Annotated in this window: 15 protein-coding genes and 1 pseudogene; 9 read left to right on the top strand and 7 right to left on the bottom strand. The window is 71.5% G+C overall.

Annotation, left to right across the window (positions count from 1 at the left end):
• The coding region (locus tag AC2CHG_RS16210; RefSeq protein ID WP_484525040.1) for an AEC family transporter at positions 1 to 335 on the top strand (335 nt) is incomplete at its 5' end.
• Between the two features lie 69 nt (positions 336 to 404).
• On the opposite strand, the gene AC2CHG_RS16205 is transcribed toward AC2CHG_RS16210, so the two are convergent.
• Both AC2CHG_RS16205 and AC2CHG_RS16200 read right to left on the bottom strand, forming a co-directional pair.
• Positions 405 to 767 (bottom strand): nuclear transport factor 2 family protein, encoded by a 363-nt coding sequence (locus tag AC2CHG_RS16205; RefSeq protein WP_402805419.1) that lies wholly within the window; start codon positions 765 to 767, stop codon positions 405 to 407.
• 223 nt (positions 768 to 990) lie between these two features.
• Positions 991 to 2,019, bottom strand: a complete 1,029-nt coding sequence (locus AC2CHG_RS16200; protein WP_484525039.1) for a hypothetical protein — start codon at positions 2,017 to 2,019, stop codon at positions 991 to 993.
• A 131-nt stretch (positions 2,020 to 2,150) separates the two neighbouring features.
• On the opposite strand from AC2CHG_RS16200, the gene AC2CHG_RS16195 reads away from it, so the two are divergent.
• From AC2CHG_RS16195 to AC2CHG_RS16185, 3 genes are all read left to right on the top strand, one after another.
• Positions 2,151 to 2,990: a helix-turn-helix domain-containing protein gene (locus AC2CHG_RS16195; RefSeq protein ID WP_484525038.1), complete on the top strand. Its 840-nt coding sequence runs from the start codon at positions 2,151 to 2,153 to the stop codon at positions 2,988 to 2,990.
• Between the two features lie 66 nt (positions 2,991 to 3,056).
• The gene (locus AC2CHG_RS16190) at positions 3,057 to 3,638 is read left to right on the top strand and encodes a dihydrofolate reductase family protein (protein ID WP_484525037.1); all 582 of its coding nucleotides are present in this window, start codon (positions 3,057 to 3,059) and stop codon (positions 3,636 to 3,638) included.
• Positions 3,639 to 3,659: 21 nt separating this feature from the next.
• On the top strand, positions 3,660 to 4,271 hold the full coding sequence (locus AC2CHG_RS16185) for a DUF6000 family protein (RefSeq protein ID WP_484525036.1): 612 nt from the start codon (positions 3,660 to 3,662) through the stop codon (positions 4,269 to 4,271).
• 28 nt (positions 4,272 to 4,299) lie between these two features.
• On the opposite strand, the gene AC2CHG_RS16180 is transcribed toward AC2CHG_RS16185, so the two are convergent.
• Positions 4,300 to 5,304 carry a hypothetical protein gene (locus tag AC2CHG_RS16180; RefSeq protein WP_484525035.1) on the bottom strand — a complete coding sequence of 335 codons (1,005 nt, stop codon included), beginning with the start codon at positions 5,302 to 5,304 and terminating at the stop codon, positions 4,300 to 4,302.
• Between the two features lie 123 nt (positions 5,305 to 5,427).
• Positions 5,428 to 5,919: a DinB family protein gene (locus AC2CHG_RS16175; RefSeq protein ID WP_262015487.1), complete on the bottom strand. Its 492-nt coding sequence runs from the start codon at positions 5,917 to 5,919 to the stop codon at positions 5,428 to 5,430.
• A gap of 404 nt (positions 5,920 to 6,323) precedes the next feature.
• Between AC2CHG_RS16175 and AC2CHG_RS16170 the strand changes: the two genes are divergently transcribed.
• Together AC2CHG_RS16170 and AC2CHG_RS16165 are read left to right on the top strand one after the other, a co-directional pair.
• Positions 6,324 to 7,076, top strand: coding sequence for a GNAT family N-acetyltransferase (locus AC2CHG_RS16170; RefSeq protein WP_484525034.1), 753 nt, complete (start codon positions 6,324 to 6,326; stop codon positions 7,074 to 7,076).
• A 73-nt stretch (positions 7,077 to 7,149) separates the two neighbouring features.
• Positions 7,150 to 7,476 (top strand): hypothetical protein, encoded by a 327-nt coding sequence (locus AC2CHG_RS16165; RefSeq protein WP_484525033.1) that lies wholly within the window; start codon positions 7,150 to 7,152, stop codon positions 7,474 to 7,476.
• 31 nt (positions 7,477 to 7,507) lie between these two features.
• Here AC2CHG_RS16165 and AC2CHG_RS16160 read toward each other — a convergent pair whose 3' ends face one another.
• A complete protein-coding gene (locus AC2CHG_RS16160; RefSeq protein WP_355509436.1) occupies positions 7,508 to 8,098 on the bottom strand; it encodes a hypothetical protein in 591 nt (196 codons plus the stop codon).
• Positions 8,099 to 8,280: 182 nt separating this feature from the next.
• On the opposite strand from AC2CHG_RS16160, the pseudogene AC2CHG_RS16155 reads away from it, so the two are divergent.
• Together AC2CHG_RS16155 and AC2CHG_RS16150 are read left to right on the top strand one after the other, a co-directional pair.
• Positions 8,281 to 8,628 (top strand): annotated as a pseudogene (locus AC2CHG_RS16155) (SDR family NAD(P)-dependent oxidoreductase); the annotation flags it as partial.
• A 101-nt stretch (positions 8,629 to 8,729) separates the two neighbouring features.
• Entirely contained in the window at positions 8,730 to 9,107 is a 378-nt protein-coding gene (locus AC2CHG_RS16150) for an MmcQ/YjbR family DNA-binding protein (protein ID WP_262015483.1), read from the top strand.
• A 9-nt stretch (positions 9,108 to 9,116) separates the two neighbouring features.
• Here AC2CHG_RS16150 and AC2CHG_RS16145 read toward each other — a convergent pair whose 3' ends face one another.
• Positions 9,117 to 9,644 (bottom strand): DinB family protein, encoded by a 528-nt coding sequence (locus AC2CHG_RS16145; RefSeq protein WP_262015482.1) that lies wholly within the window; start codon positions 9,642 to 9,644, stop codon positions 9,117 to 9,119.
• 95 nt (positions 9,645 to 9,739) lie between these two features.
• On the bottom strand, positions 9,740 to 10,144 hold the full coding sequence (locus AC2CHG_RS16140; RefSeq protein WP_484525032.1) for a winged helix-turn-helix transcriptional regulator: 405 nt from the start codon (positions 10,142 to 10,144) through the stop codon (positions 9,740 to 9,742).
• Positions 10,145 to 10,222: 78 nt separating this feature from the next.
• Here AC2CHG_RS16140 and AC2CHG_RS16135 point away from each other — a divergent pair, with 78 nt between their 5' ends.
• Positions 10,223 to 11,020 carry an SDR family NAD(P)-dependent oxidoreductase gene (locus AC2CHG_RS16135; protein WP_262015480.1) on the top strand — a complete coding sequence of 266 codons (798 nt, stop codon included), beginning with the start codon at positions 10,223 to 10,225 and terminating at the stop codon, positions 11,018 to 11,020.
• Positions 11,021 to 11,034 lie beyond the last annotated feature (14 nt).

Genomic DNA, 11,034 nt, shown 5'->3' with positions numbered 1-11,034 from the left:
CCGCGGCGCCCGCCGCCCTGGTCGCGCTCGGCGCGTCGCTGCACCCCACGGCGCCGTCGCGGGCCGAACCGACCGGGCCCGCCGAGCTGGCCGCGATCAGCGCGCTGAAGCTGGTCGCACAACCGGTCATCGCGTACGCGGCCGGGCTTGCCCTGAATCTGTCCGCGCCGCAGTTGCTCGCCGTGGTGGTGTGCGCGGGCCTGCCGACGGCGCAGAACACGTTCATCTTCGCCCAGGAGTACGGCGTCGGTGAGGCGGTGGCCAACCGGGCGGTGGTGGTGACCACGACGCTGTCGCTGGCCACCCTGGCCGCAGCGGCGGCGCTCCTCGGGTAGCCCGGCCATACAGTTCTGCCATGTCCGACGGCCCGTGCCACCGCCTCGATCGACACCTGTCAGCACCTGTCACTCTCGGATCTCCATTTCCGTCACCAGGCCGTTGTCGAGGCGGTAGACGTGCGTGACGGTGTGATCGGCGAGCTTCGCTCCCGCTTTGTCATGGACCACTTGGTGAACGGTGACGGCGATGCGGCCGTCGGCCTCGGTGCGGAACGCGGTCGGTGTGACGGTCGGATCGAGCTGGTCCCACTGCCGGCGCCAGTAGGCACCCACCTGGTCCCGGCCGTGAATGACGCCTCCCTCCCAGCCGTTGGGCCACGACACGTCCGGCGTCATGGCGGCCAGCAGCGTGGGGATGTCGCGCCGGTTGAAGGCCGCGTAGAGGTTCGTGAGCAGGGCCTGGGGAGTGAGGCGTCTCGGCGAATCCATCGAGTCAGCATGGCCCGTGGGCACGACCGCATGAAGTCCTCTTTGCGCTCAGCAGAACGCGCGATCCTCGCCGGAGGCGGACGGTAGGGAGCCGGATCGTCCGAGCGCGCCCGGCAGCTCGACGGATGGAAGCGGGTCGGTGACTGCGCCGACACGGGTGAGCGGCGGGTGCAGTGTTCCTGGTCGGATGACGGCGATCAGGTCAGGGCGAGGTGCGCCCCGGTCACGGTCGTCGCCGGTACGTCTCGGTCGGCGCGGTCGCCTCGGCGGCCTGCCGGCGCAGCGTCTCGATCCACGGGTACGACCCCGGGCTGTCGAGCAGGTGGTCCCAGATCACGCCGAGGGCGAAGGCGTCCCGGCCCCGTACCCCCTCGTGCCGCAGCGTGAAGCCGTCCGGGCCGGAGGTCAGCCGGACCGTACTCGGCTCGTCGTCCGGCAGGGTGACGAGCGGATCAGGGAACACCGGCTCGTCGGCTGTGGTCCACGTCCATCGCAGAGTCTCGTCGTCGGCCCGGTCCAGCCGGATCGCCAGGTCACCGGCCGGTAGCACCACCGCCGGGATCTCGACCGGCGTGGGCCGGTGACGGACCACCGTCACCCGGTCCAGGTCGGCGTCGTCATCGTCATCGTCATCGTCCGGCTCGTACGGCGGCGGCAGCATCGCCGCCCGGCCGGACGGACGCGGCACCAGGGACAGCAGGGCCCACTCGGCGGCCGTCGCCGGCTTCTGCTCCCAAACGCGACCACCCGGGCCGGCCAGCACGGTGCGCGGGCGCGACTCCTCGGTCACCGCCCAGATGTGCAGCTCGTGCCGCTCGGGCGGGTCGTCGTCGGTGCGTACCGTCTCGTGCAACCGGTCGCGGGCGTGCACTCGCACACGGATCAGCCCGCGCGGGACGGCGACGTCGGTGAGCGCGTTCGGAGGCCCGCCCATCAGGCCGACGAGCGACAGCAGGCCACTGGGACTCCAGATGGTCGCCTCACTGATGGCGTCCCACCCGCCCTCGACCTCCGCCGGCGGGCCGGGCAGGACCCGCACACGTGCCTCGATCCGGCCCGTGTGGGTGCCGCAGAAACCGGTGAACTGGTACGGCCCGCCGAGGTGCAGAAGACTGTCACCGACCGTGTAGATCGGCATGCCGGTTTCCCCCGGCACTGTCGACACGTCGTACTGGCAGTAGCTGACGGCGATCCGCGTCCAGTCGGACACCGGGCCCTCACCGCGCTGCTCGCCACCGCCCGCATCGGCCATCGCCGGATCGTAGCGCCGTCCTGACCGCACGGCGGGGGCGCCCGGACGGCGGTCCCCACCCCGTCGCGGACGATGGCCGGGCCCCGGCGGGGCGTCGGCCGTGACGGCGCAGCGTCCGCGATGCTGTGGGCGTGAGGTACGTGTCCAGAGTGCCGCGACCGCCGCTGGACGGGCTGATCGACGGCCTCTACTACCTGGCGGGTACGCCCCCGTACCCCCGGCTGACGCTGCCGCCGATGCCCGCGGCGCTGCTCATCGTCAACCTCGGGGCGCCGTTCCGCATCCGCGGCGGCACCGACATCGAGACCACCGAGTACGCCGACGGTTGCGTGATCACCACTCCCACCCGCGCGTTCGAGTTCGGCTACCCACGCCCGACCCGCTCCGTCGGCGTACACGTCAAGCCGTGGGGTCTGGCGCCCTTCCTGCCGATGCCCGCGGCCGAGCTGCGCGACCGGCCGGTGACGCTGGAGCAGGTCTGGGGCCGGCCCGCCGTGGCTGAGCTGCGCGACCGGCTGGCCACGGCGGACGGGCCGCACGAGATGCTGACGCTGCTGGAGGAGGAGCTGACGCGACGGCTGTCCGAGACCACCGGCCTGGGCCTCGTCCGGCATGCGAGCGGCGTCATCGCGGCGACCAGCGGTGCGGTGCCGATCGGCTACCTGAGAACGGCGGCCGGTGTCAGCAGCACCCACCTGGCGCAGCGGTTCAAGGCACTCGTCGGCGTCACACCGAAGCGGCTGGCCCGCACCTACCGCTTCGCCGCCGCCGTGTTCGCGATCGACCCCGCCCGGCCCGTCGACTGGGGCGAGCTGGCAAGCGGCGCGGGCTACTTCGACCAGGCCCACTTCGGCCACGAGTTCCGCGCGTTCACCGGGCTCACACCGACCCGGTACATCGAGGTGCGGCGGCGGTTCCTGCGCGAACACCCCGGCCACGCGATCGACGGCTGGTCGCTGCCGGCCGATTGATTTCCTACAAGAACCGCGGCTCACGGCCCGCTAGCGTGGGGGCACCCGAGACAGAGGAGAGCCGGCGTGGGCACTGTGGTCCTGTACAGCTCGGTGTCGGTGGACGGCTTCGTCGCGGACGACAACGACCAGCCCGGCCCGCTGTTCGACTGGTTGACAAGCGGTGACGTCCCGCTGGACGCCAGCGGCGCGTTGACGGTGTCGCAGACGTCCCACGACTACGTCCGGCCGTACTGGGACCGGATCGGGGTGACTGTCGTCGGCCGGCACGTCTTCGACCTGACCGACGGCTGGGACGGGACGCCACCGAGCGGGATCGACCACGTGGTCGTCGTGACCCACCGGCCCGCGCCCGACGGCTGGGACCCTGCGGCGCCGTTCCACTTCGTCGACGGCGTCGAGTCAGCCGTGGCAAGGGCGCAGGAACTCGCGGGGGACCGCATCGTCGAGGTCGCCGCCGGTGACGTCGGAGGCCAGGCGCTCGCCGCGGGCCTGGTCGACGAGGTACGCATGGACGTCGTACCCGTGGTGTTCGGCTCCGGCAAGCGCTACTTCGGGTCGGTGGACGCGCAGCACCTGCTGGAGGATCCGGACGTGGTGATTCAGGGCGATCGGGTGCTGCACCTGCGCTACCGGGTGCGCCGCTGACCGATCCGGGATGATGTCGCCGTGGACTTCCCGCCGCCGATCCCGGATCCAGCTGACGGCACCATCCGCCGCTATGTCATCGCCCCGTCGGACCGGGGAAGCGCTCGCTATCTGGACCTCCTGCACGGTCGCATCGTCCGTCCGGACGCGCACGCGAACGCTCCAGTGGTGCACGCCCTGCGCCAGGATGCTCGACGCGTCAGCGACGAGGAACTCGTCTTCCTGCTCCAACCCGGCGGCCTGCCGAACTGGCGCCCGCGGTTGGTCGCCGGCTACCTCATCGGGCTCGACAGGCGTACCCGGTTCCGGCAGACCGTCGGCGAGCTGCTCCTGGGCAGCGAGGTCTGCTTCAGCGGCCAGGGCTTCTGTTTCGCCCTCGCGGCCTTCGGTGACCACCCGGACGCGGAGATCCTGACCGCATACCTCGACCGCTACCTGCCCGCACTCGACCTCCGCTACGACCAGCACTGGGCGCTGGGTGCCCTGCGGTACGTCGATCTGCGACTCGGCACGAGCCACGCCGACCGCTACCTCGGCCCCGGCGGCCGGTGGGAACGCTGGGCCGGCGCCGTACCCCAGCCTCCGGACGCCGACACCTATCGAGCACTGATCGCTGATCTGTGCGTGCTGTGAGCGTGCGGCGGTGCCGTGACCGACGCGGTCAGAGCAGCGCGAGTTGGCCCGGCAGCGGCTCGTCGTCGAGGCGAGCGTCGAGCTGCCACAGCCGGAGCTGATCGTCCTCGTGCTGGCGGGTGAGCCATCGGCCCGGCAGGTGAGCGGGGTGGACGGAGCCGGACCCGTGGTGGCGCGGGTAACGCACCTCGGAGCGGCACCCGAGGCTGAGCGCCGACAGCAGGAGATGGCCCCCGGCGTCGTTCGGCAGGTCTGCGGTGTTCACGGCGATGAGGATCAGGTCCTCGGTGAGGAACAACGCGTGGTCCACGTATCTGGGGCTCGCGAGCCAGTGTGGCGCGCCCCGCAGATCTTCCAGGTGTCGTTCTGCGATCGCTGCGTCGGACGCGACGTCGCGGACGGACAGGAAGCCGTCGGTGGTCAGGGTCAGACAGCGGCCGCCGGCCGGGCTGAAACCGGCGAGATCTCCACCGGCGAGTGGCCGCGACACGATGTGCTCGGCGTCGAGCCTGATGAGCATGGCGTCTGACCGGTCGGGGTCGAGCAGCGTCAAGCCGGTCCAGGCATTGCGGGGCGAGTGCACGAACCAGGCGGCCTCGGGCCCGGGTAGCGGGATGCGATGGATCTCTGTGCCTCTCGCGCCGTGGAGGGCGACAAGTTCCCCGGTGCCGGCCAAACGGATCCAGAGGGTGTCGTCGCCGTCGAGGTGGAAGTCGGCGCCGGCGCTGTCGCCGAGTCGCTGCCAGGTGCTGCGCCAGCGAATCGCGCCGTCGCGGTCGAGCACGACTATCTGTTGCTCGTCGCCTGCCGCCACCAGCCGGAGGGTGGCACTGACCTTCATCTGCGGGCCGTCGAGCGGCACCGCAAGTCGCGCCACGCGACGCAGTTCCTGGTCGAACAGGTTTACCGTGACGCTGTCTCGCTCAGTGACCACCCAGCCGGGGCCCGTTGCCTGCGTGACCTGCCGAATGCCGGGCAGCCGCACCTCGTTGACCAAGCGGGGTTGCATCGCAGCAGCATAGAACCGCTGCATGCGCCCGTCAGGGTGCCGTGCGCGGACCCGCGTCGACTCGCCCGTGCCCTTACCGCGGCCGTCGGAATCGATCTGAGTCGAGGGCCGTCGACATCAGAGTCATGCGACTCCGCCCCCCTCGTCTCACCGCGGCCCGAGCCCGGTGCGCCCGTCGATCAGCTCGCGGACGACGTCCAGGTGGCCGGCGTGCCGGGCGGTCTCCTCGATGACGTGCAGAACGATCCGCCGCAGGTCGGTGGTCTGCGACGCCAGCGTCTCGTCCAGGTGCCGGCCGGCGGGTGCCGCCGTCAACGGGGCCGCGGCGATGATCCCGTCGGAGACGTCGCACTGGTCGCGGTAGAAGCCGAAGACCTGGGACGGCGATCGAGTCGTGCGCAGTGGTGTGTTCTCGTCCGGCCAGGGCAACGGCTCCACCGAACCACGAAAGACCTCCTGGAACCAGTGGCGCTCCGCATGCCCGAGATGCTCCACCAGCCCGAGCGGCGACCAGCCGGAGGGCAGGACCGGCTTGCGCAGCGAGGCCAGGTCCAGATCGGCCAGGATGGCTCGGACACTGGCACGCTGATACTCGAGGAACTCACACAGCGCGGCCTTCTCCATATCGACCTTTGTCACGCCGGCAGGCTAGCGGCCGGCACCGACAGTTTCGCGGCCCCTTGCAGATGGCGGACAAGGCGCGTACCGATGTTCTCCGAGGAGGCGCACCGTCAGGTCGTCCGTCCATTGCACCCCACGAGGACCCCCGCTCCGATCTTGATCCACAAGCGAGATGCTTCTCGACGTCCGGCCGTACGCGGTTGACACGTCCAGGTCGGGAGGGGCAAGGTTGTGGTCGGCCACGCGCACCGCGTGGGCACTCTGCATGAGGGAATGACGCCTGTGATCCGGGTAGGCCGAGCGGCCGCCTGAGTGTCGGCCACGCGACGGATGACCGCCGCGTGCCTGCGACACGGCGGGGCGGCCCGACGTTTCTTCCGCCCGTCGCAGCTTCTCTCATGCATCGAGGTTCCCCGTTGAGCATGGATGCCCGCATCCAACAATCAGTCGTCGTCAACCTGTCGCGCCGGCCCGCGCCGGTCGAGGTGGGGCCGTTCGTGATCGGGCTGGACCCGACAACGGCCAGCCCGTACGTCAACTACGCGACGCCGCGTCCCGGCGCCGCCGTCACCGCGGCCGACGTCGCCGCCCTGGTCGCGGCGTTCCACGCCGCCGACCGCAAACCCCGCCTGGAGTACGTCACCAGTTGCGCCCCCGATCTGGAGGCGCTGCTGACCGCCGCCGGCTTCACCGTGGAGGCCCGGCACACCTACCTGGTCTGCGTGCCGGACACGCTGGCGTCCCCACCCGTGCCGGACCACCTTAGGCTGTGCGAACCGAGTGCCGACTCCCAGCGCGCCGCGCTGATCAGCGTGCAGAACGAGGCGTTCGGCGACGATCCGGTCGCCTCCGAGGCCGACGTGGCTCGCCTGCGGCGTCAGCAGGACGCCGGCGGCGTGGTCGTCACGGCCGTCACCGAGGACGGTGACTGCGCGGGCGGCGGCGGTGCGGCGGCGCCCGTCGGCGCGGTCAGCGAGGTGGCCGGCATCGCCGTCCGCGCGTCCTACCGCCGCCGGGGACTGGCGTCCGCGATCACCGCCGACGTCACCCGGCGGCTGTTCAACGCCGGTGCGGAGGTCGCCTGGCTGGAGGCCGGTGGCGAGGATTCGTGGCGGGTCTACGAGCGCGTCGGCTACCGGCCCGGCGGGCAACGGCTCTACACAGCGGTGAACTGAGCCCCGGCGAGGCGGCCCGGGCTGAGGTTCGACAACCGAGGCCCGGGCCGCGCGCTCCGGGTACACCTGGGCGGTGATCCTCATTCAGCGGGTCCGCGTCCGGTGGACCGCCGCCGCCCGCGGTTCGCCGGCGGCGAACGCCCGCCGCGGCCTCGTCCGGGCGATGCCGCCGCCCCGGCCGCTTCCGGACGCCGAACTGGTCGTCCACGACGTGCTCGCCGACCAGGAGGTCGGCTACCAACACCGGGAAGGGTACGCGCCGGAGGCGTCGCGCTGGCCCGCGAGGTCGGACTGTGGCTCGGGCACGACCGGGCGTCGGGCGCCTTTCGGGTACGGCGAGCCGGACCGCGACGTCGACCACCGTGTCCGGCTGTACGGGGGAGTACGCGCGCGGCGATGAGTGAGAAGCCTCCTGACCGCGCGGGGCGCCGCTAGCTGTCGAACCAGACGACGAGCCGTACGTTGTCGTCGCCGTACCGCTCGGCAAGCTCGCGCATGCGGTCGAGCAGCGCGCGTAGCTGCGGGTCGGCGCGCAGCACATCACCGTGGGTCAGGCGCTCCACCCGCCACATCCGGTCGCCCGCCCGCCATTCGGTTCCCTCCGGGTAGCTGCTGCCCCGGTGGTCCGCGTGCTCGCCGGCCACCTCGCGCCAGGCTCGTCCGTGGTGTCCGGCCTTGCCCACGAAGCGCGGCCCCTGGCTCGTCAGCTCGTACTCATGGATCCGGTCGTCCACACGGGGCGCCTGCGCGCTCCAGTCGACGGATGCCAACTGCGCCCACGTCGCCCAGGTGTGGTCGTGTTCGCCGTCCGCGAGGAGAGCGCGCAGGTCGGCGCCGGCGTCGTCCGGCACGCCACGGCCGGGCGCGACCGGCTCGAACCCGGCGTAGTTGCGCACACCGAACAGCAGCCCGAAGGCGTCGTAATGGCGAGGTAGCGCATCCAGGCCGACGTCGGCCAGCCTCCAGGGCGAACCCGGACCGTGCGGCCGGATCTCCACCCCACCGGCGATGTCGGTACCCACGTCACCCACCTTGCAGCCGAGATGGTGCCCGCCACCGGTCCATTCGGAACGACGGCGCGGTGTCACGAACGCGGCGTCCGATCCCCGCCGGACATGCGACCCATTGTCGACCAGGCTCTCCACATGAACAACGCACTTGACGGCAAGGTAGCTCTCGTCACCGGTGGTGGCCGTGGCATCGGCGCGGCGGACGGATCGTCAACATCGGCAGCAACACGGCCGAGCGGGCGGTCTTCCCGGGCTTCTCGCTCTACGCGATGAGCAAGACCGCCCTGATCGGCCTGACCAAGGCGCTCGGGCGCGAACTCGGCGGTCGAGCGATCACGGTGAACCTGGTGAACCCCGGCGCCACGGACACCGAGCTGATCCCGGCCGACGGCCCGAACGCGGACACGATCAACGGGTTCACCGCCCTCGGCCACTTCGCGCAGCCGGTCGACGTGGCCGCCGCCGTGGCGTTCCTGGCCGGCCCGGACGGGCGTTACGTCACCGGCGCGACGGTGAACGTCGACGGCGGATTCACCATCTGACCATCGGGACGGCCCCGAAGGACGTCGACGGCCTGCCACCGGACGGCGGCGCGGCGGCTAGGCTGTGCCGGTGTGGGAGGCGGTGTGCCGGGGTGACCGTCGTGGCTGATGCGGACGATGTCCGTCGGGTGGCGCTGTCGCTGCCGCACGTGGTCGAGATCGACAGTGACGGCTTCGACTTCCGGGTCGCCGGCAAGGGGTTCGTCTGGTCGTATCCCGAGCGCACGTCCGGTAGGCCGCGGCGCATCCGCACCGACATCGCCGTGCTGTACGTGGGCGACGAGGCGGAGAAGCAGGCCCTGCTCCTCGGCGAGCCCGACCTGTTCTTCACCACCCCCGCGTATGACGGGCTACCCCTGGTCATGCTGCGGCTGGCGCACGTCGGCGTCGAGCGCCTGACGGAACTGGTCACCGACGCGTGGCGGATGCGTGCCCCCGACTTGTCGACCGGTGACCCCGACGAGGGCGCCGGCGCGTGACGCCGGCCGTTACGACGACGAACCACCGCCGGCCGCCCGCTGTCCGTCGAGGATCTGCTCCCGGAGGATGTCCGCGTGCCCGCAGTGCTGGGCGAGTTCGCGCAGGACGTGGAGGTACACCCAGCGCAGCGGAAGCGGGCCCCGCCGGTGCCCGGTGAGGACGTCGTCCAGGCCCCGCGTGGAGGTCGCCCGGCGTGACGCGTCGCGGGCGTCGCGGTATGCCCGCCGGACGCCGGCGATCGTGTCGCCGTCGTCGAGGAGGAACGAGTCCTCCGACCGCTCCGGGATGCCGATCTCGGCTCGCGACCGGCCCGTGACGGCCTCGTCGAACCAGACCTTCTCGACGAAGGCCGCGTGCTTCACCAGACCCAGCAGCGTGGTCCGGGAGGACACCAGCGATCGGCGCGCCTGTTCCTCGGTCAGTCCGTCCAGGCAGCGGTCGAGCGCGTCGCGCTGCTCGTCGAGGAACGCCTCGAACTGGGCCTGCGCCGGCTGTGCGACGACCTCGGCGGAGAAGGTGGGCGGGAAGGACGGCATGGACGAAGCATCCCAGATCGACGCCCGCCGTCCGGCGGACAACCGCCGGACCGGTGTCGCGGGTGCCCACGTGCGGCCGGATGAGCGCGGGTGTCTCAGGCGGGTCGCTGACGTGCCGCGACGATCTCGGCATGGTGGGCGACCGCCCAGTCGGCCAGCGCGGAGAGCGGCTCCAGCAGGCTGACCCCGAGTGGCGTCAGCCGGTACTCGACGCTCGGCGGCACCGTCGGAAACACCTCACGTTCGACCAGGCCGTCGCTTTCCAGCGCGCGCAGTGTCCGGGTGAGCATGCGTGGGCTGATGCCCTCCACGGCGCGGTGCAACTCGTTGAACCGGTGCGGATGCCGGCCGAGCAGGGTGATCAGCAACAGCGTCCACTTGTCGCTCACCCGCCGCAGCAGGTCGGTGACCGGGCAGCGATCGTAATCGCCGGCCGGAACCGGCATCGGCAGTCGATGATCGCGCAGCGAGGCACTCACATCAATGTTACCTGTGGACATGAAAGTGCCTTCTTTCGCCTCCGCCGGCCTGCTGCCCAGGATGAGGCAGGCCGATGAGCAAACGATAGAGGGGGCGACGTGGGCGTCGTGGTGGTCAGTGGCGGGACGAACGGGATGGGGCGTGCGTTCGCCCTGGGGCGGGCCGAACGTGGCGACCGCGTCCTGGTGCTCGGCCGCAGCCGTGAACGTGGCGGAGCGATGGCCGGCGGCCTGATCGCCTTCCTTCCCGTCGATCTGTCCAGCACGGCCGAGACGCGGCAGGTCATCGAGCACATCCTCGGCGAGTACCAGGTCGTGGACGCGTTGGCGTTGTTCGCCAATGCTGTGGCGCCCCGTCGCATCGAGACGGTGGAGGGACTGGAGCGCACGTTCGCGCTCTACTACGTCAGTCGCTACCTGCTCAGTTTCGGTCTGCGTCCGGCCCTGGACCGGGCGACCGCGCCGGTGATCGTGAACGTCGCCGGTGTCGGCGTCACGAAAGGCGCGGTGCGCTGGACGGATCCACAGATGACGGCGGGCTACTCGGCCGTCGCCGCGCAGTTGCAGGCCGGGCGGGCCAACGATCTGCTCGGCGTGGGCTTCGCCCAGCGGTCCGGCAGCCGGGCCCGATACGTGCTCTACCATCCCGGGTTCACCAGGAGCGGTGACCGTAGCGCGCTCCCGTTCGTGGTACGGGGGCTGCTCGCGGTGGCGGCGGCGGTCGCCGCCCGGTCCGTCGCGGACGCGGTGGCGCCGATTCACCAGTTCCTGGACGCGCCGCCGACCGCGCCGGTGACCGCCGTCGACCGGGGGAAGCGACTTCCGCCCGGTTTCCCGACCCTCGACCCCCATGACGCCGAGCGGTTGATGGACCTCACGGAGAGGCTGCTGCGGTGAGGTGCCGCGCCGAC

The sequence above is a fragment of the Micromonospora sp. ATLC20 genome, assembly GCF_057196585.1.
The sequence above is the reverse complement of the archived record's forward strand: the minus strand, read 5'-3'. Positions and strand labels throughout refer to the sequence as shown.